This is a genomic window from Actinoplanes sp. NBRC 101535, from assembly GCF_030269225.1.
GTDB classification, from domain to species: Bacteria; Actinomycetota; Actinomycetes; order Mycobacteriales; family Micromonosporaceae; genus Actinoplanes; species Actinoplanes rectilineatus.
In genome coordinates this window covers 242,648-261,433 of record NZ_BSSY01000008.1, presented here as the reverse complement: position 1 = coordinate 261,433, position 18,786 = coordinate 242,648, and the positions used below count along the sequence as shown (strand labels likewise).

General features: G+C 70.0%; 18 protein-coding genes. 12 read left to right on the top strand and 6 right to left on the bottom strand.

The genetic code is table 11. From position 1 onward, the window contains the following. Positions 1-185: 185 nt before the first annotated feature. A complete protein-coding gene (locus tag QSK32_RS23535; RefSeq protein ID WP_245674189.1) occupies positions 186-1,184 on the bottom strand; it encodes a LacI family DNA-binding transcriptional regulator in 999 nt (332 codons plus the stop codon). Between the two features lie 189 nt (positions 1,185-1,373). On the opposite strand from QSK32_RS23535, the gene QSK32_RS23530 reads away from it, so the two are divergent. From QSK32_RS23530 to QSK32_RS23490, 9 genes are all read left to right on the top strand, one after another. Further along, positions 1,374-2,630 (top strand): sugar ABC transporter substrate-binding protein, encoded by a 1,257-nt coding sequence (locus tag QSK32_RS23530; RefSeq protein WP_285473179.1) that lies wholly within the window; start codon positions 1,374-1,376, stop codon positions 2,628-2,630. Beyond that, on the top strand, positions 2,627-3,562 hold the full coding sequence (locus tag QSK32_RS23525; protein ID WP_285473178.1) for a carbohydrate ABC transporter permease: 936 nt from the start codon (positions 2,627-2,629) through the stop codon (positions 3,560-3,562). The genes QSK32_RS23530 and QSK32_RS23525 overlap by 4 nt, the downstream gene beginning before the upstream one ends. A 44-nt stretch (positions 3,563-3,606) precedes the next feature. Next, positions 3,607-4,368: a carbohydrate ABC transporter permease gene (locus QSK32_RS23520; protein ID WP_285473285.1), complete on the top strand. Its 762-nt coding sequence runs from the start codon at positions 3,607-3,609 to the stop codon at positions 4,366-4,368. A gap of 9 nt (positions 4,369-4,377) precedes the next feature. Further along, a complete protein-coding gene (locus QSK32_RS23515) occupies positions 4,378-6,294 on the top strand; it encodes a glycoside hydrolase family 127 protein (RefSeq protein WP_285473177.1) in 1,917 nt (638 codons plus the stop codon). 34 nt (positions 6,295-6,328) lie between these two features. Beyond that, complete coding sequence (locus tag QSK32_RS23510) at positions 6,329-8,026, top strand: CBM35 domain-containing protein (protein WP_285473176.1); 1,698 nt, start codon at positions 6,329-6,331, stop codon at positions 8,024-8,026. A 205-nt stretch (positions 8,027-8,231) separates the two neighbouring features. Next, positions 8,232-8,525, top strand: a complete 294-nt coding sequence (locus QSK32_RS23505) for a hypothetical protein (RefSeq protein ID WP_285473175.1) — start codon at positions 8,232-8,234, stop codon at positions 8,523-8,525. 34 nt (positions 8,526-8,559) lie between these two features. Continuing rightward, positions 8,560-9,321 (top strand): hypothetical protein, encoded by a 762-nt coding sequence (locus QSK32_RS23500; protein WP_285473174.1) that lies wholly within the window; start codon positions 8,560-8,562, stop codon positions 9,319-9,321. Between the two features lie 86 nt (positions 9,322-9,407). Further along, a complete protein-coding gene (locus QSK32_RS23495; protein WP_285473173.1) occupies positions 9,408-10,073 on the top strand; it encodes a CBS domain-containing protein in 666 nt (221 codons plus the stop codon). A 4-nt stretch (positions 10,074-10,077) separates the two neighbouring features. Next, on the top strand, positions 10,078-10,554 hold the full coding sequence (locus QSK32_RS23490) for a nitroreductase/quinone reductase family protein (protein WP_245674188.1): 477 nt from the start codon (positions 10,078-10,080) through the stop codon (positions 10,552-10,554). 332 nt (positions 10,555-10,886) lie between these two features. Here the strand turns inward: QSK32_RS23490 and QSK32_RS23485 are convergent, their stop codons facing one another. Beyond that, a complete protein-coding gene (locus QSK32_RS23485; RefSeq protein WP_045745909.1) occupies positions 10,887-11,285 on the bottom strand; it encodes a Fur family transcriptional regulator in 399 nt (132 codons plus the stop codon). A gap of 155 nt (positions 11,286-11,440) precedes the next feature. Between QSK32_RS23485 and QSK32_RS23480 the strand changes: the two genes are divergently transcribed. After that, on the top strand, positions 11,441-11,578 hold the full coding sequence (locus QSK32_RS23480; RefSeq protein ID WP_157411355.1) for a hypothetical protein: 138 nt from the start codon (positions 11,441-11,443) through the stop codon (positions 11,576-11,578). Between the two features lie 28 nt (positions 11,579-11,606). Here the strand turns inward: QSK32_RS23480 and QSK32_RS23475 are convergent, their stop codons facing one another. After that, positions 11,607-12,476, bottom strand: a complete 870-nt coding sequence (locus tag QSK32_RS23475) for a LysR family transcriptional regulator (RefSeq protein WP_045745908.1) — start codon at positions 12,474-12,476, stop codon at positions 11,607-11,609. Positions 12,477-12,549: 73 nt separating this feature from the next. Between QSK32_RS23475 and QSK32_RS23470 the strand changes: the two genes are divergently transcribed. After that, entirely contained in the window at positions 12,550-13,374 is an 825-nt protein-coding gene (locus QSK32_RS23470) for a TIGR03619 family F420-dependent LLM class oxidoreductase (RefSeq protein ID WP_211275516.1), read from the top strand. Positions 13,375-13,401: 27 nt separating this feature from the next. Here QSK32_RS23470 and QSK32_RS23465 read toward each other — a convergent pair whose 3' ends face one another. After that, the gene (locus tag QSK32_RS23465; RefSeq protein WP_285473172.1) at positions 13,402-15,303 is read right to left on the bottom strand and encodes a hypothetical protein; all 1,902 of its coding nucleotides are present in this window, start codon (positions 15,301-15,303) and stop codon (positions 13,402-13,404) included. Between the two features lie 238 nt (positions 15,304-15,541). Between QSK32_RS23465 and QSK32_RS23460 the strand changes: the two genes are divergently transcribed. Beyond that, positions 15,542-16,261, top strand: coding sequence for an aspartate/glutamate racemase family protein (locus QSK32_RS23460; RefSeq protein ID WP_285473171.1), 720 nt, complete (start codon positions 15,542-15,544; stop codon positions 16,259-16,261). 76 nt (positions 16,262-16,337) lie between these two features. On the opposite strand, the gene QSK32_RS23455 is transcribed toward QSK32_RS23460, so the two are convergent. Together QSK32_RS23455 and QSK32_RS23450 are read right to left on the bottom strand one after the other, a co-directional pair. Continuing rightward, the gene (locus QSK32_RS23455; RefSeq protein ID WP_045745904.1) at positions 16,338-16,994 is read right to left on the bottom strand and encodes a response regulator; all 657 of its coding nucleotides are present in this window, start codon (positions 16,992-16,994) and stop codon (positions 16,338-16,340) included. Between the two features lie 2 nt (positions 16,995-16,996). Continuing rightward, positions 16,997-18,667: a histidine kinase gene (locus tag QSK32_RS23450; RefSeq protein WP_285473170.1), complete on the bottom strand. Its 1,671-nt coding sequence runs from the start codon at positions 18,665-18,667 to the stop codon at positions 16,997-16,999. Positions 18,668-18,786: the final 119 nt, after the last annotated feature.

Genomic DNA, 18,786 nt, shown 5'->3' with positions numbered 1-18,786 from the left:
CGCCCAAAGTCAACACACCGCTCGGGGTGTGGTGACTTCCGGCGCCGTGGACGCCCAAAATCAACACACCGCTCGGGGTGTGATGACTTCCGGCGCCGTAGACGCCCAAAATCAACACACTGCTTGGGGTGTGGTGACTTCGGGCGCCGTGGACGCCGGAAGTCGACACACTGCTTGGGGTGTGGTCAGACGGCGGTGGAGGCGCGCGGCACCAGACGGCACGGGCGGGCGTGCTGGCCGCGGACCGGATCACCGTTGATGGTCTGCAGCAGCAGCTCGGCCGCCGTCCGGCCGATCCCCTCCAGATCCATGTCCACGCTGGTCAGCGCGGGCCGGCAGCCCTCCACCATGACGTCCCAGTTGTCGAACCCGACAAGCGCCACGTCCCGCGGGATCACCCGGCCGGCATCGCGCAGCGCCTCGGCCAGCCCGCGGGCGATCTGGTCGCTGCCGCAGAAGACCGCGTCCACGTCGGCGCCGGTCGACAGCAGGATCCCGGCCGCCTGCCGCCCCCACGCCTCACTCCATTCCCCGTAGAGTGTCGGCGCCGCCGAGGTCAGCCCCTCGGCGGCCAGCGCGTCGGCCGCCGCGGACGCCCGGATCGTCGCCGAGTGGTGATGTTCCGGCCCGGTGACATGGGCGATCCGGCGCCGGCCGATGGCGAGCAGGTGCCGGATCGCCCGGCGGGCGCCGTCCGCCTCGTCCGGGACGACCGAGCAGTCGTCCGGGTCGGCGGAGCTGATGAACGCGTACACCACCGGGACCGGCAGGCGCACGCCGATCGGGGCCCGCGCCAGGGTCCGCCGGCCGGTCACGATGATCCCGTCCACCTTGCGGCTGAGCAGCGTCTTCAGGTAGTACTGCTCGCGGATCGGATCGTCGCGGGCGTCGCAGAGGAAGACCGACATCTGCCCGGCCCCGAGCGCGTCCTCGGCACCGATCAGCAGCGGGATGCTGAACCGGCCGATGCTGTCCGTGGTGATCATGCCGACCGTGTAGGTGCGGCCGGTCTGCAGGCTGCGGGCGGCCGCGTTGGCGACGAATCCGAGCCGCTCGGCGGCCTGCTGGACACGCAACCGGGTCTCCGGCCGGAGCGCGCCGCGACCGTTGAGCGCTTTGGATGCCGTGCCGGTGGAGACCCCCGCGAGCGCCGCCACCTGGCTGATGGTGACCGCGCGTTCCACGCTGCTCAGAGTTTCCTCCCAGGTTTCCGGACGGGCCGAAGGGCCCTGCGTAATGGGACGGTAACTTGCTCTTGACATGCGAGCAAGCCGTTACTTAGCGTCTAGGCAATCGATTTCCTAGCCTATCCGGCTCGGGTGCACCGCCCCCATCGCACCACGCATTGAACACTCCTTGTTAGGGGATTCGATATGCCTTCCTCCCGAAACTCTCGACGACGCCTGCGCGCCGCCGTGGCCGTCGCCCTCGCCACCTGCCTGGTCACCACCGGCTGCTCGTCCGAGTCCGGTTCCGGTGGCGCCACACCGACCGGCGACTACACGATCTGGGATCCGTACCCGCAGTTCGACGACAGCTCCGCGTGGGTGCGGCTGCTGACCACGTGCGGCACCGACGCCGGGGTGACCGTCGAGCGCACCGGATACGACACCACCGACCTGACCAACAAGGCGCTGCTCGCCGCCCAGCAGGACAACTCCCCCGACGTGCTGATCGTCGACAACCCGGTGGTGTCCACGCTGGCCGACGCCGGGGTGCTGACCACCACCGACGAGGTGAAGGTGGACGTCGCCGCGGTCTCGCCGAACCTGCTCGCGGCCGGCCGGATCGGCGGCAAGTCCTACGGCATCCCGATCGGCGCCAACACCCTCGCGCTCTACTACAACAAGAAGGTGCTGGACGCGGCCGGCGTCGACCCGGCGACGGTCACCGACTGGACCTCGCTGACCGCGGCGCTGACGAAGGTGAAGACCGCCGGCAAGAAGGGCATCACCTTCTCGGCGATCGGCACCGAGGAGGGCTCGTTCCAGTTCCTGCCCTGGTTCTGGGGCGCAGGCGCGAACCTGACACAGCTCGACTCGGCGCAGGGCGTCGCCGCGCTGACCCTGTGGACCGACTGGCTGAAGAACGGCTACGCGCCGAACTCGGTCCTCAACAACACGCAGACCACCAGCTGGCAGGAGTTCGCCGCCGGGGACTTCGCGTTCGCCGAGAACGGCACGTGGCAGCTGGCCAACGCCAAGAAGACCGGCTTCGAGTACGGGATCATCCCGATCCCGTCGCAGGCCGGTGGCACCGCCCCGGCGCCCACCGGCGGCGAGTTCGTCACCGCCCCGGTCCAGTCCGACACCGCGCGCTACGCCGTCACGGAGAAGCTGGTCGCCTGCCTGACCAGCGCGGACAACGCGCTCGCCACGGACACCACGCTGTCGTACATCGCCGCGACCGACGCCGTCCAGCGCACGCAGGTCGCCGACGACGACGAGCTGACCGTGTGGGTGGAGGCGGTCAAGGCGGCCAAGGGCCGGACCAGCGACGACCTCGGCACCAAGTACCCGAAGATCTCGCAGCCGCTGTGGACCGCGTTCCAGGCGGCACTGAGCGGGTCGGCCTCCCCGGCGGACGCGTTGAAGACCGCCCAGACCACGGCAGCCGCGGCGACCAAGTGACATCACACGCCTCGACCCTGGCCCGGACCCGGGAGAAGCCCCGGGTCCGGCCCGCAGGCCACGACAGGCTCGCCGCCTGGGCGTTCCTCGCTCCGGTCGTGGTCTACCTGGTCGCCTTCTACGCGTACCCGCTCTACCGCAACCTGGACCTGAGCCTGCGGCACTACACCGTCCGGTCGTTCGTACGGGGGGACGCGCCGTTCAGCGGACTGGACAACTACCGGACCGTGTTCGCCGATCCCACCTTCGGTCCGGCGCTGCTGCACACGCTGGTGTTCACGGTCGCTTCGATCGCGGTGCAGTTCGCGGCCGGACTGGCGCTCGCGGTGTTCTTCGCCCAGCACTTCCGGTTGTCGTCGACGTTGCGGGCGCTGTTCCTCGTACCGTGGCTGCTGCCGTTGATCGTCAGCGCGTCGACGTGGTCCTGGATGTTGAACAGCGACTCCGGGGTCGTCAACTATGCACTCTCGCTGGTCAATGTTGATGCAGTCAACTGGTTGACGTCACCGGACTGGGCGTTGGCCAGCGTCGTCATCGCGAACATCTGGATCGGTATCCCGTTCAACCTGGTGGTGCTCCACAGCGGCCTGCAGGCGATCCCCGCCGAGGTGCACGAGGCGGCCGCGATCGACGGCGCCAACGGGTGGCAGCGCTTCTGGCGGGTCACGTTCCCGCTGCTCCGGCCGGTCTCGGCGATCACCCTGCTGCTCGGGCTGGTCTACACGCTCAAGGTCTTCGACATCATCTGGATCATGACGAAGGGCGGGCCGGCCGACGCGTCGACGACCTTCGCGACCTGGTCCTACCGGCTCTCCTTCGGCAACCTGCTGCCCGAGTTCGGACCGGGCGCCGCGGTCGGCAACCTGCTGATCGTCATGGCGCTGGTGTTCGGACTGCTGTACATCCGGATCCAGAGGAGGCAGAGCCTGTGAGGCAGTACGCCAAGACCGGCCTCGGACTGCTCTTCACCGCGATCATGCTGTTCCCGGTGTACTGGATGGTCAACGTGTCCTTCACGAAGGACACCGACATGCGCGCCGACCCACCGCACCTGTTCCCCTGGGACGGGACCCTCGAGGGTTACCGCGCGGTGCTCGACCAGCAGCTCCCGTACCTCGGAACGAGTTTGATCGTGGGTCTCGGCACCGTCGCGCTGACCCTGGTCCTCGCGGCGCCCGCCGGTTACGCGCTGGCCAAGCTGCGCCCGCAGGGTGGCGGCACGCTCAGCTTCGTGCTGCTGATCGCCCAGATGATCCCGGGGATCATCATGGCGATGGGCTTCTACGCCATCTACCTGCGGCTCGGTGTCCTCAACACGATCCCGGGCCTGATCCTGGCGGACTCCACCATCGCGGTGCCGTTCGGTGTGCTGATCTTCACGGCGTTCATGTCCGGCATCCCCGACGAGCTGATCAACGCGGCGCAGATCGACGGCGCGTCCCGGTGGCGCACCTTCCGATCGGTGATCCTGCCGGTCTCCCGCAACGCGATCGTCACGGTCAGCCTGTTCGCGTTCCTGTGGGCCTGGTCAGACTTCGTCTTCGCCACCACGCTCGACGGCGGCGGCGACCACCAGCCGATCACCCTCGGCATCTACCACTACATCGGCAACAACAACCAACAGTGGAACGCGATCATGGCGACCGCCGTGGTCGCCTCCATCCCGGCAACGCTGCTGCTCATCCTGGCTCAGCGGTACGTGGCCGCCGGTGTGACCGCCGGCGCCGTCAAGGACTGAAGAAGGAACATGAACGACTTCGTGCCGCACGGCCCCGTCCTGCCCACCGCCGACGCGATCTCCGCGCTGCGCCCGCTGCCCGCGAGTGGCGTGCGGCTCAGCACGGAGGGCCTGCTCGGCGGCTGGCAGGAACGCAACGCGACCGCCACCCTGCCGCACTGCGTGACGCAACTCGACCGTCACGGCAACCTGGCCAACCTGCGCCGGGTCACCGGGGACCGCTCCGACGTGGCGTTCCGCGGGTTCTGGTTCGCCGACACCGATGTGCACAAGACGCTCGAGGCGGCGTTCTGGGAGCAGGGCCGCTCCGGCACCGCGTCGCCGTTCACCGTGGACGCCGCCGCGCTGCTGGAGAAGGCGCAGGACCCGGACGGCTACCTGGACTCGTACTACCAGGTGGAGAACCGGGACAAGCAGTGGACCGAGCTGCACTTCAGCCACGAGATGTACACCGCCGGTCACCTGATCCAGGCGGCGGTCGCCGCGGCCCGGACCGCACCGGGTGACGCCGCGGCCCAGCAGGTGCTGACGGTCGCGCGCCGTTTCGCCGATCTCCTCGTCACACGGTACGGGGATTCGCCCGAGGTCGACGGGCATCCGGAGATCGAGACCGCGCTCGTGGAACTGTACCGGGTCACCGGCCACCGGCCCTACCTGGACCTGGCCGGCCGGTTCGTGGACAACCGTGGCCACGGGGTGCTCGGCGAGGGCCGGTTCGGTCCGCGGTACTTCCAGGACCACGAGCCGCTGCGCAGCGCCGCCGAGGTCACCGGTCACGTGGTCCGGCAGCTCTACCTGCTGGCCGGCGCGGTGGACGTGGCCGTCGAGACCGGCGACCGGGAACTGCTGGACGCCGTGGTGCGACTGTGGGACTCGGCGCAGAACAGCCGCACCTACGTCACCGGCGGCCAAGGCTCCCGGCACCGCGACGAGGCGTTCGGTGACCCCTACGAGCTGCCGCCGGACCGGGCGTACGCGGAGACCTGCGCCGCGATCGGCAGTTTCCAGCTGGCGTGGCGGCTGCTGCTGGCCACCGGCGAGGCCCGGTACGCCGACGAGATGGAACGGGTGCTGCTCAACGGCATCGCGGGCAGCACCTCGGTGGACGGGACGGCGTTCTTCTACTCCAACCCGCTGCACCTGCGGACCGGGCACGACGGGTCACACGAGGACGCGCCGACCCAGCGTCTGAGCTGGTACTCGTGCGCGTGCTGCCCGCCGAACCTGGCCCGCCTGATGGCGTCGCTGCACGGATACGTGGCCACCGGCTCGGCCGGCGACGGCCTGCAGCTCCACCTCTACGGTCCGGGAACCGTCGCCGGCGGCGGGCATGAGGTCACCGTCGACACCCGGTACCCGTGGGACGAGCAGATCACCGTGACGGTCTCGTCGGCGGCGGACACACCGTGGACGCTGGCGATGCGGGTGCCCGCCTGGTGCGACGCCCCGCGGCTGATCGTCAACGGGACGCAGGCTCCGGCCCGGGGGCAGATCCAGGACGGCTACCTGCGACTGCACCGCTCGTGGAAGCCGGGCGACACGGTCGTCCTCACGCTGACCATGCCGTCGCGCCTGGTCGCGGCGCATCCGCGGGTGGACGCCAGCCGGGGCGCGGTGGCGCTGGCCCGCGGCCCGCTCGTCTACTGCCTGGAGCAGGCCGACGTCCCGGCCGACCACGATGTGGAGGATCTCGCGCTGGATCCGGCGGCGCCGCTGGCGGTGTCCTATCACTCCGGCGGATTGTCTCCGGTCACTCTGCGCGTACCCATGCGGGTGCGGTCTTCCGATTTTGTTCCTCTTTATTCCGACATCTCATCCTTCAAGACCACGGCGGCCACCGTCACCGCCATCCCCTACTTCCTGTGGGCCAACCGGTCCCCCGGCGCCATGCGCGTCTGGATCCCGCTGGCCACGCGGGAGGAGTAACCGTCCCCTTTTCCCCATCCCCCGAGGTGAAGCAATGCGTTCCCGAAGAAAGGCACTGCTGCTCGCCGCCCTGCTGGTGACCACCGGGCTGGCCGTCCCCAGCCCGGCGGCCGCCGCCGGCAACACCCTCACCGTCAACGTCGGCACCACCGTCCGGCCGGTCACCCACGTCGCGTCCGGCGGCCTGTACGCCGTGGACACCGGCAGTAGACCGCCGCTCGGCCAGATGTACCCGCTGCGGCTCAACCACCTCACCCAGCCGCCGCCCGGCGGCACGCAGCTCGGCAACGGCGCCACCGAGCCGTGCTGCGACGGCCTCGAAGTCGCCGGCAAGGTCACCAGCGCCGGTGCCCAGCAGTTCTACCGGATGCCGGACATCTACCCGAACTTCCCCTACCGGTGGGTGAGCTGGGCGGACTGGGAGGCCAAGGTCCGCACCATGGTGCAGGCCCGGCTGAACGCCACCTCGGCCACCAACGTCGACGGCTGGGAACTGTGGAACGAGCCGGACTGGACGTGGAACACCGCGGCGGCCGGGGCGTTCACCGCCGGCTGGACCCGCACCCACCGGCTGATCCGCACCCTCGACACGGTCACCCCGATCGTCGGGCCCAGCCACTCGATCTACAACCACAACTGGATGGTCGAGTTCCTCACCAACGCCCGGGACACCGCCACCCTGCCCGACGTGATCGTCTGGCACGAGCTGGACAACGACAGCTACCTCAACGTGGCCGCGCACGTCGCCGACTACCGGGCCATCGAGACGTCGCTGGGCATCAGCCCGCGCCCGATCTCGATCAACGAGTACGCGTCGCCGTCGCAGGTCGACATCCCCAGCGTCGCGGTGCACTACATGGCGGTGTTCGAGCGGCACGGGATCCGGTCCGCGGAACGCGCCTACTGGTACGAGGCGGGCACCCTGAACGGACTGCTCAACAACAATCTGCCGACCTCGTCGTACTGGACCTACAAGTGGTACGGCGACATGGCCGGGAACATCGTCCAGACGGTGCCCGGCTCGTGGCTGGAAGGGGTCGCCTCCTACGACAGCACTCGCAAGATCGTGAACGTGGTGCTGGGCGGCGACAGCGGTGACAACACCGTCCGGGTCAACGGGATCAGCGGGCTCGGCTCGCAGGTCCAGGTGACCCTGCTCCGCAGCGGGTACGGCGGCCGGTCCACCAACCAGAGCGCGCCGATCACGGTGTCGTCGTCGGTCCACACCGTGTCCGGCGGCGGCATCAGCGTGCCGGTGACCGGGATGCACGCGTGGGACTCGTACCAGCTGCTGGTCACCCCGACGTCCGGGGTGCCGACCTGGCAGCAACGGTACGAGGCGGAGAACGCCACCGTGGTCAACGCCAACCGGTTCACCTCGACGTCCGCGTCCAACGGCGGTTACGTCGGTCAGCTCGACGGCACGGGCAACGCGCGCAACGCCTCGTTCGTCGACTTCCTGGTCAACGTGCCGCAGGCGCGGGCGTACACGATGAACATCCGTTACGCGAACGCCTCGGGCGCGACGGCTACGCACGGGCTCGCGTACAACGGCGGGGCGTGGTCCACGGTGAGCTATCCGGTGACCGGGACGTGGGGCAGCTTCGGCGCCTCGGTCAACGCGACGGTCAACCTGAACGCCGGCTGGAACACGATCCGGCTGGCCAAGGGTTCACCGAACTTCGCCGGCGGCACCGGGTACGCCGAGTTGGACGCGATCACCCTCTCCTGACGGATGCCCCGGTCGTGACCTTCTCCGGACACGACCGGGCTCCGCGAACAGCCTCACCCCCTGGTGGCGATCTGCCACCCGGACGGGTCTTCACCGAGCGCATCACCCTTTCGGGAGACCAGGCACCGGTGGCCCCTCGGCGACAATGGTGACCGTCCTTCAGCAGCGAGGGATCCAGCGCCCGCTCGAGGACCGGAGCTCCCGCATGCATCCCGAGACCACTTTGGCCGCCGACCAGCTGCACGTCGACACCTTCGGCGACGGCCCGGGCGCCCTGCGTGTCACGGTCACCGGCACGATCGACCGGGCCGGTGCCCGCCGCCTCCACAAGGCCGTCATCAACGCGCTCCGCCGGCACCGCCCGGAACGCATCACGATGGACCTGACCCGGGCCTCGCCGCTCGACCCGGCCGGCGAGCGCTGCCTGCAACTCTGCCAGGCCGACTGCCTGCAGATGGACTGCGGCTTCGTCCAGATCAGACCCGACACGCACCGCTGACGGGCTCTTGGCGGCGGCCCCTATCCTGCAGTCCATGTGGTGGTGGGATGTGCTGCGGGCCGGGAGCCGGGAGAGGTGGGCGGTCCGCCTGTCCGCGGTGGGTGAGGCCCGCACCGCGCTGCTCTACGCCGACCAGGCGGTGGCCGCGCGCCGCAGATCCGCCGACCGGCGGCCGGCCGCCCTGGCCAAGGCACTCGTGGTCCGGGCCGGTTGCCTGCAGGCCCGGGGCCGTCAGGCCGAGGCGGACCGCGACGTCGCCGAGGCGCTCCCGCTCACCGTGGACCCCGGCACCCCGGCCGCGGCACGGACCGTGGCGATCACCGCGTCGCTGCTCAACGACATGGGCCGCACCGACGAGGCGACCACGCTGGCCGATCGGCTGGCCGCCACCCTGCCGGCGTCCGCGACCCTGCTGCAGAACGGTCCCGTTCCCGGCCGGCGGGCTCCCACCCCCGCTGCCGCCTATCAGGCGGATCTGAAAGCTGTGCGCGTCGCCGAGACGCGGGTCGGCAGCCTGCGCCACTCGGGTGACTCCCGCGAACTCGGCCGGGCCTGGGGTGAGCTGGCCCGGGCCCGGTGGCAGGCCGGCAGCCGGCGCAACGAGGCCCTGCGCGCCGCGCGGGAGGCACTCGCCGAAACCCGCCGCTGGTCGCAGGTGGACCCGGACGCTGCGCGGGAAGATCTGATCGTTCATCTCCGGCTCTTCGCGGAGTACGCCGCCGCGATCGGCCTGGGCAGCGACTCCCGGGAGGCCGCCGCCGAAGCGGACCGGCTGGCGAGGGTCCCGGGGCGGTAGGCCGTTCGGCCCTGAACCGCCGACCGCCCGCCTCCTATCGTCAGAGGTGGATGGCGGGTCGGGACGAGGGAAGGCGGGTGGCCGGCATGAGGGCCTGGACCGTGGACGACGTGATGACCGAGGCGGTCGTGGCGGTGGCGCCGGACGCCACCTACCGGGAGGTCGTCGACCTGTTGGTGGGCAAGCGTTTCAGCGCGGTGCCGGTGGTCGACGCCTTCCAGCGGGTCAGCGGGGTGATCTCCGAGGCGGATCTGCTCCGCAAGATCGAGTACGCCGGAGAGGACGCCCCTCTGCTCGAGGGTCCCCGGCGCCGCGCCGGCCGGGCGAAGGCGCGGGCCGGCACTGCCACCGACCTGATGACCAGCCCGGCGGTCGTCGCCCTGAAAGGCACCTCCCTGACCGCCGCCGCCCGCCTGATGGACACCGCACACGTCAAGCGGCTGCCGGTCGTCGACGACCTGGGCCGGCTGGTCGGCATCGTGGCCCGCAGCGACCTGCTCAAGACGCACCTGCGGCCGGACGACGAGATCAGCGCCGACGTGACCGCCGACGTCCTGACCGTCCTCGGCGGTGCCGTCTCGGTGACGGTCAGCGGCGGCGTGGTGACGTTGACCGGTGACCTGGACCGCCGGTCCTCCGCCGATCTGGCGGTCCGGCTGGCCGAGCAGGTCGCCGGCGTGGTCCAGGTCGTCGACCGGTTCACGGTGGCCTTCGAGGACACCGTCACCGCCGGCGTGTTCTACGTGGCCTGAGCCGGTGTCCCGGCCGGGCGCGTGGCGCCGCTGGATGTACCGGGCGGGCCGCCCCAACCGGCTGGCCCGCCTGCTGAACCGGATCTCCGCCGCCCAGTTCGGTGCCGGATTCCTGTCCCCGTCACACTGGGTGACGCTGGAGGTGACCGGCCGCCGCAGCGGGCGCACCGTCGCGTTCCCGCTGGTGGTGACCCGGTTCCGGGGTGAGCGCTATCTCGTGTCGATGCTCGGCGCGGACACCAACTGGGTCGCCAACGTCCGTGCGGGTGGCGGCCGTGCGGTCCTTCGCCGGCGGGGACGCGAGCCGGTCGTACTCCATGAGATGCCGCCGGCGGACCGCCCGGAGATCCTGCGGCGGTTTCTGGCCGTGGCGCCCGGCGCCCGGCCGCACATCCCGGTGGACCGGGCTGCCCCGATCGGCGAGTTCGCCGCGATCGCCGACCGCTACCCGGTGTTCCGGATCGACCGACCCGCCGCCTAGACACGTTCGTGGTCAGGGTGCGAAGCCCATCCGCGTGGTGATTTCGGGCGCGCTGGGCACCCCAATTCACCACACCCCTGGTGGTGTGGTGAATACGGGCGCGCTGGACGCCCCAAATCAACACACCCCTGGTGGTGTGGTGAATACGGGCGCGCTGAACGCCCCAAATCACCACGCTGTCGTGGGTGTGGTGAATACGGGCGCGCTGGACGCCCGAAATCACCACGCTGTTGTGGGTGTGGTGAATTCGGGCGTGCTGAGCGCCCGAAATCACCACAGAGGCAGACCCTGACTGACTCATGAGGTGTCTAGCCCGGCGCGCCGCCCATCGCTCAGCCCGGGGTCTTGCTGCACTCCGCACACCGGCCGAAGATCTCGATGGTGTGGCCCACGTCGGTGAACCCGTGCTCGTGGGCCACCTCGTCGGCCCACTTCTCCACCGCCGGCCCGGCCACCTCGACCGTCTTGCCGCACTGCCGGCAGATCAGGTGATGGTGGTGGGTGCGGCTGCACAGCCGGAACAGCTGCTCGCCGCCCGGCAGCCGGGTGCTGTCGGCCTCGCCGGCGTCCACCAGCAGCTGCAACGTCCGGTAGACCGTGGTCAGCCCCACCTTGGCGCCGCGTTCCTGCAGCATCAGGTAGAGCTGCTGGGCACTGCGGGCACCCTCGACCTCCTGCAGCAACGCGAGGACCTCCCCGCGTTGACGGGTGCTGCGGGTCGCGTTCGGCATCGAGTTCACGGTGAGGCTCCGGAGGTCGGCCGCACAGGAGGCCGCGGCGATCCCGCAATTATGCAACCTTCGGCATGTGATCCCCTTCCGGGCGATCGACCGCGGCGCGTCCGTGCCGCCGACCGCCTCGGTCTCCCCTCTCTCCCCTCTCTCCCGTGGCTGGGGTGTGCCGGCGGCGGTGGTGGTCGGCGATGCCGTCCGGGTCGAAGGCCGTTCCGGACATCGGCCGGGTCGCCCGGATCGCGGCGCGGATGGCGCGGCTGGGCGACGAGCGCGACGCACCGGAGAACTGATCACCACCGTCCGGAGATGGCTGGCGGGTCAGACGCACAGGCAGCTCGCGTCGACGAAGACACGCACCGCTTCGCGGGTGTCGGCCTCGCGCCAGACGACGGCCAGGTGACTGTCGGGGAGGCCGGTGACCGGCCGGCAGAGCACCTCGTCGCGCTGGAACGCGGCCACGTTGCCCTCGGCGAGCAGCAGCACGCCGAGGCCGGACGCGACCGCCTCCCACGCCTCGTCGCTGGTGGTGGCGGTTGCGGTGACCCGGGCTGGTGTCCGCCTCTGATCAGTTGCCAGCCAGTGGTCGCGGAGGGCTCCGGCAGTCGTGGGCAGGGCCACGAACGGCTGGTCCGTCAAGTCCGCGAACGGCACCTCCGGCACGGCGGCGAGCGGATGGTCGGCGCGCAGGGCGACCCAGCGGCGCTCGGCGCGGATCGTCTTGGACGCATAGCCCGGCGGCACCGGCAGCCAGGCGATCGCCACGTCGACGTCGCCGCTGCTCAAGCCGGTGGTCGGGTCGGCCCAGGAGATCTGCCGGAAGCGCAACTGCCAGCCCGGCAGCGTCCGGGCGATCGCGGCGGTGACGGTGGGGATCAAACCCCGGTTGATCCGGGTCTGGAAGCCGACGGTCAGGACCCGCTCGTGCAGGCCGGCGACGGTGCGGTGCGCCTCGTCCCAGTCGGCGAGGATCCGCCGCGCCCGGGGCAGCAGGGCGGCGCCGGCCTCGGTCAGCGCCACCGCGCGATGACCGCGATCGAACAGGGTGGTACGCAGTGATCGCTCCAACTGCCGGATCTGTTTGCTCAGCGACGGCTGGGAGACGAACAGCCGGTCCGCCGCCGCCCGGGTGAAACTCAGCTCCTCGGCCACCGCGACGAAGTACCGAAGATCCCGCAGGTGCGCATCCATAACCAAAAGCTATCCGAACAAGTCTTGGACGTGCCCGCGACGACGGCCCGAGCATGGACGCATGCGAATGGGCGTGACAGGGTTGAATGCCAAGGCGACACTCGGATCGGCGGCGACGGTCCGGCTCGCGACACTGGCCGAGGAGATGGGGTACGCGTCGTGGTGGGCCGGCGAACACGTCGTGGTGCCCAGTCCACGCACGCCGGAGACACCGATGGACCCCACCGATCCGGTCCTGGACCCGCTGGTGCACCTGGCCTACGTGGCTGCGGTGACCACGCGGATCGCCCTGGGCACCGGGATCGTGATCCTGCCGCAGCGCAACCCGCTGGTCCTCGCCAAGCAGGTGGCCAGCCTGGACGTTCTGACCGGTGGACGATTCCGGCTCGGGATCGGTGCCGGCTACCTGGAGCCGGAACTGGCGGCGCTGGGCGTGCCGATGGCCGAACGCGGCTCCCGGACCGACGAGTACCTCGACGCGATGAACACGCTGTGGACGGCGGACCGGCCCGCCTTCGACGGGCGGCACGTGACGTTCGCGGGGATCGACGCGCATCCACGGCCGTCCGGGGTCCGGATCGTGGTGGGCGGGCACAGCCAGGGGGCGCTGCGGCGGGCGGTCAGCCGCGGTCACGCCTGGCTCGGTGTCGGCGACACCCCGGAGGATCTGACCGGGCATCTGGCGCGACTCGCACGCGTGGCCGGTGAGGTGGACCGGCCGGTCCACCTGGGGCGCCTCGAGATCTACTTCCAGTCGATGAGGCCCGTCTCCGCCGGCGACGCCCGCCGTTACGCGGACCTCGGCGTCGACGAGCTGATCGTGTACCCGTTGCCGCTCGACGACGCCGGCGAGGTGGAACGTTTCCTGACGGAACACCGGACGGTGGGCGGGCACTGAGCCCACCCACCGCCAGGAGGTGTCAGGTCAGGACCCGGACGAGGAGGGGATGTACCCGACCACGTCGAGGGTCACATCGGCGGTGCTCGTCGCCGTGTTCAGCACGTTCAGTTTGCCACCGGTGCCCAGGCTCACGTTCAGGGTGGCGCTGCCCGGCTGGTTCGCGGAGTGCGACGCCAGCAGCGTCGACGGGACCGCCGACCCGGTCGGGAAGACCTTCAGGCCGCCCGCCTTCGCCACGTCGTCGACACCGACGTTCACCACGACCGCGTCGACACCGGTCGACGGGATGCCGTTCTTGCCGCCGACGACCACCGGGGTCGAGCTGCCGCCGCCCAGGTTCTGCCCGTTGAGCAGGCGGGTCGGCGTGACCGGCACGAACCCGCCCGTCGGGTAGTAGCCCACCACGTTGGCGGTCAGCTGCGCCGCGCCGGTGGAGGCGTTCTGCAGCAGCACCTTGCCGTCGTTGCCGACCGGCACCGTCAGCCGCTGGGTGACCGACTGACCCGTGTTGTGCAGGTTCGTGACAAGGTTCGGCACGGACCCACCCGATGGGTACGCGATGACACCGCCGTCGCCCTTGGTCTTGTCCGCCGTGACGTCGAGCGTGACCGCGGCGACGCCGGTCGACGGGATGCCGCCCTTGCCGAGGACCGGGACGGTGGCGGTCTTCTTGGCGAGCGTGTCGACCCGGTCGAGCACCTTCGACGCCGTCAACGAGACGAACGGCAGAACGCCCGCGGCCTTCGACAGCAGACGCGTGATGCTGGTGGTGTCGCCGGTGCCGGACGCGAACGACACGAGAACCTTGCCGTCCGGCTGCGCGCCGCCGTCGCTGTCGCCGAGCGCCGGCTCGTCCTGGTCGTCGTCGACCTCGACCTCGCCGTTGTCGCCGAACAGCTTGTCGTCGAGGCCCTTGAGCGTGAACCGGTGCACATAGACGTTACTGTCGTCGCCGCAGTCGGCGTTGGAGCCGATCACGTACACGCCGACGCTCGTCGTGAACGACTTCTCACTGGTCGGCGAGCACTTGTGGGCGTCACCGACGGCCAGGCCGGCCAGCCCGAACGAGGTGTCCGGCAGCCCGCTCGGCAGCAGCTTCAGCACGGCCATCCGCTGGGTCAGGCCGGTGAGCAGGCCGTTCACCAGGAAACCGTTGCCCGTCGACTCGACCGAGTCCGGCTTGAACTTGAGCGGCAGGTTCAGGGTGCCGAGCAGCTTGTCCAGCAGGCCGGTGATCCCGTACTTCTTGATGCCGTTCAGGCCGACCGTCAGCACGTTGTCGCCGTTGACGCCGACCGACACCAGGTTCTGGTCCTTGAGGTTGAGCAGGCCGCTCTGCCCCCACGTGTTGTCCAGGGTGCCGCTGGGCGTGACCGCGGTGATCGTGTGCGTCGCCGGGGTGGTGTCCTCGTCGATGCCGTGTACCAGCAGACCGCCGCTCTTGCGGGCCGCCACGTCGAGGATCTTGTCGACCGCCGCGTCCTTGGCGAGCAGCGTCTGCAGCAGGGTCTGCCCGGTCGAGCTCAGCTTGAGCAGGTTGACGCCCTTGTCGTCGTCTCCGCTGCCGACGATCGAGATCGTGCCGTCGACACCGAGCGAGATGTCACCGGCGAACGGCAGCGACACGGTGCCGTTCACGCCGAACGTGGTGTCCTTCGCCCCGTTGGCGGTCAGCCGGGTGAGGCTGGCCTTGCCGTCCTTGGTGGTGGTGAGGATGAGGGCCCGGCCGGTGGAGTCGACCTCGGTGTCCTCCGGGCTGCCCTCCAGCGTCGTGTAACCGCCCGACCCGAAGGTCGAGTCGAGGTTCGGGATGGCCGCGGGCAGACGCGGAGTTTCGGGTACGGCCGCGGCGGGACCAGCAGTCCCGACGATCACCACGGCCGCGGTGGCTGCGGCGGCGCAGAGGCCGCGCATGAGAGGTTCCATGGTCGGAATGATCGAACCGTACGGCCTGCTACCTGCGGATACGTTCGGTCGGTCACTCGTCTGGGTAGAGGTTTGCCGTTGTGTCGGCTTCGGTTGTCGATTCACGTTCGGGATACTTGTCGCCGGGCCTGGCGGACGTCCCTGCTTTCGCCGTCGGCATAACGCGCCGACAGCGGCCGGTTTTCTGCTTGTCAGGGCCGGTTTTCCGTCGGATCTTTCGTCCCGCTGGAGGCAACTCGTGCAACTGATCGGTCTGTTGGGTGGGATGAGCTGGCAGTCGACGGCGGAGTACTACCGCGTCATCAACGAACTGGTCCAAGATCGCGGCGACGGCCTGCACTCGGCCCGGTGCGTGCTCTACTCGGTGGATTTCGCCGCCATCGAGGCGATGCAGTCGGAGGGCCGCTGGGACGACGCGGCGGCCGCGTTGGGCAGCGCGGCGGTCGCGCTGGAGGCGGCGGGGGCCGACTTCATCGTTCTGTGCACGAACACGATGCACAAAGTGGCCGACACCATCCAGGCGGCGACCACGATTCCGTTGCTGCACCTGGCGGACACCACGGCCGCAGCGGTCACCTCCCACGGTGTACGCAAAGTGGGCCTGCTCGGCACCCGCTTCACGATGTCGGAGGAGTTCTACCGTGGACGGCTGGCCACACACGGCTTGGAGGTGATCGTCCCCTCCCCCGACGACCAGCAGATGGTCAACGACATCATCTACAACGAGCTCTGCCTGGGCGTGACGAAGCCCCAGTCCCGGGCTGATTACCGCACGGTGATCAGCCGTTTGGTGGAGGCCGGAGCCGAGGGCGTCATCTACGGCTGCACCGAGATCGAACTCCTGGTCGACGAGAGCGACAGCCCGGTCCCGGTGTTCCCGACCACCCGCCTCCACTGCGAGGCGGCCGTGAACCGCGCCTTGTCCGCTCCCGCCCTCCGCCGCCCCGAACTCCCCTGACCACGCCCGCAGCCGTCCCCGTCACTACCCGGCCTCGCCCCTGGCACACTGGCGCCGGGCCCGACGTCATGGGCGTTCAGGGACGGACCAGGCCGCTCTCGTAGGCGACTGCCACCAAATGGGCGCGGTCCCGGACACACAGTTTGCTGACGGCCCGGCCGACGTGAGTGCGGGCGGTGGCCGGACTCATCAGCAGTTGAGCGCCGATCTCCTCGTTGGTCATCCCGGTAGCCACCAGGCAGACCACCTCCCGTTCCCTCGGCGTGAGCACGGAGAGCCGGGCCTCGTCGACCGGGCGGGCCGCAGGCGCGTCCACGAACCCCGCGATGAGCGCCCGCGTAGCCGCCGGCGACAGCAGGGACTCCCCCGCGGCCACCAGGTGTACCGCCTCCCGAAGCCGATCCGGCCGCACATTCTTCGTCAGGAAACCGCAGGCACCGGCCCGCAGCATCCCGAACACGTATGACTCCACCTCGTACGTCGTCAACGCAACGATCCGCACCCCCTTCAACGCCGGATCAGCGGTCACCCGGCGGGTCGCCTCGATGCCGTCCACGAACGGCATCTGAATGTCCATCAGCACCACATCGGGCCGCATCTCACGGATCAGGGCCACCGCTTGCGCACCATCCGGAGCCTCCCCGCACACCGTGATCTCGTCGTCGAGCTCCAGCAGAGTGCGAAAACCGGTACGAATCACCAGGTGGTCGTCCGCCAGCAACACACGGATCACCGTCAGAGTCCCGCCGGAAGATGAGCCGTCACCATGAACCCACCGGCATCCCCGTTGCCCGCAGCGAACCTGCCATGGAGCGCAACAACGCGCTCCCGCATCCCCGCGAGTCCATGACCCGCCGGAGTGCCGCTCGGCAGGTCAGCCCTGCGGCCAGCCGCCGCAGGCCCCGCAAAGCCATCCGTGAGCCCCACCCAGGAACCGCTCGCCGCCCCGCCCTCCGGCCCGCGCCTCGGCCCGTTTCCCGATTCGCCCTCCGATGCGTTCCCCTGCCCGCGCCCGGCCCCGGGATCCGATGCGTTCCCCTGCCCGCGCCCGGTCCCGGGATCCGATGCGTTCCCCTGCCCGCGCCCGGTCCCGGTCCCGGTCCCGGGATCCGATCCGTTTCCCGGTTCGCGGTCCGGTTCAGCCGAACGCGAGGTCGCGGATTCGGTTCGAGGATCTGGGGCGTCGGCTCGGGACTCGGTGACGCCCCCGTCGGAAGACCCCCGGCTGTGGTGAGGAACGGAACCGGCCATCGCAACGCCGGTGGCCACCGTGTGACGAGTAGCGCGAGAGGCGAAGTCAGTGGCGGAGGAGTAGACGCCGGAGGTGACCTCGTCGGCAAGAACGGATTGGTCTCGCCGGCCGGCATGATGCCAGCCGACACCGTTGTCGACGATCCGGATCTCCAGGTCGGAACGCCAGTAGAAGATCTCGACCTGGGCCCTCGATGCCTGGGAATGCCGGATCACGTTGGTGAGCGACTCCTGGATCACCCGGTAGGCGGTGAGCCCCACCGACGGCCGCACATGCCGCTCGTCCCCGCTCACTGTCAGATCCACATCGATCCCCGCCTGCCGTGTCCCCTCCACGAGGATGTGCACGTCGCCGAGCCCGTACACCGGCTCGGTGGTGGAACCGACACGGAGCAGCCTGATCGTGTTGCCCAAGTCCGCGAGGACCTCGTCGCCTGCGGTGCGGATCGCCTCGAGAGCCTCGCGCGCCTTCGGTCGATCGATGTCGAACAGCTCGGCGGCCACGTTGGCCTGGACTCCGACGACCGCGACTCCATGCGCGAGCAGGTCGTGCAGGTCCCTCGCCAAACCGAGTCGTTCCTGCATGGCGCGACGCTCCGACTCGCGTTCGGCCTCACGGACCGCCCGGCGGACGCCCTCGGCCAGCTCGCGGCGCAACTCGAGACGGGCACGCACCGCGTCACCGAGTAGGAGCGATCCGACGAGCAGCGCCGTGTCGGTCAACGAGCCGGGCAACGCGCGCATCATCGACTCCATCTCGACAGCACGGGCCAGGACGCCGGAGAGGGCGACGATCCCGGCGACCACGGAACCGGTCCGCAGGTGGCCGGTGACAGCGGCGGTGAACAACGGAACCGCCAGGGCCAGGAATGGGGAGAAGCCCGGGAAGCCGAAGGAGTAGTAGGTCATGAGCGCCGTCGCCGCGACCAGAAGCACAAGACGCGGGGCTCGGCGACGGACCAGGTTGGGAAGCGCGATGACGAGAGCCAGTAGGAAACCCCAGGGAACAGGGTCGCGCTCTGCGGGGTTACGCACCGCCGCCATAGCCATCAACGTGACCGTCAACGTCATCGCGGTCAGGGTCGTGTCGCCCAGCAGAGGATGGCGCCAGGCGTTGTGCTGCAGGACGCGGTCGGCGAACTCCCGGGCCACCATCAATACGTGCCGGGGAGCCGGACGCCGCGTCGACGGGGCATCGGTTCGTTCCACATCGGGCAGTCTAGGTCGGCTCGGAGGACCCTGCGTACGTTCAGATGCGTACGTGGACTGCGCAT

Bases quoted from the DNA above. Each gene is read 5' to 3' on its own strand.
- QSK32_RS23500 (WP_285473174.1), top strand. From the start codon at position 8,560: ATGTGGTGGTGGGATGTGCTGCGGGCCGGGAGCCGGGAGAGGTGGGCG.
- QSK32_RS23485 (WP_045745909.1), bottom strand. From the start codon at position 11,285: ATGCCGAACGCGACCCGCAGCACCCGTCAACGCGGGGAGGTCCTCGCG.
- QSK32_RS23515 (WP_285473177.1), top strand. From the start codon at position 4,378: ATGAACGACTTCGTGCCGCACGGCCCCGTCCTGCCCACCGCCGACGCG.
- QSK32_RS23505 (WP_285473175.1), top strand. From the start codon at position 8,232: ATGCATCCCGAGACCACTTTGGCCGCCGACCAGCTGCACGTCGACACC.
- QSK32_RS23465 (WP_285473172.1), bottom strand. From the start codon at position 15,303: ATGGAACCTCTCATGCGCGGCCTCTGCGCCGCCGCAGCCACCGCGGCC.
- QSK32_RS23510 (WP_285473176.1), top strand. From the start codon at position 6,329: ATGCGTTCCCGAAGAAAGGCACTGCTGCTCGCCGCCCTGCTGGTGACC.
- QSK32_RS23475 (WP_045745908.1), bottom strand. From the start codon at position 12,476: ATGGATGCGCACCTGCGGGATCTTCGGTACTTCGTCGCGGTGGCCGAG.
- QSK32_RS23450 (WP_285473170.1), bottom strand. From the start codon at position 18,667: ATGGTGGCCCGGGAGTTCGCCGACCGCGTCCTGCAGCACAACGCCTGG.
- QSK32_RS23495 (WP_285473173.1), top strand. From the start codon at position 9,408: ATGAGGGCCTGGACCGTGGACGACGTGATGACCGAGGCGGTCGTGGCG.
- QSK32_RS23520 (WP_285473285.1), top strand. From the start codon at position 3,607: ATGCTGTTCCCGGTGTACTGGATGGTCAACGTGTCCTTCACGAAGGAC.
- QSK32_RS23530 (WP_285473179.1), top strand. From the start codon at position 1,374: ATGCCTTCCTCCCGAAACTCTCGACGACGCCTGCGCGCCGCCGTGGCC.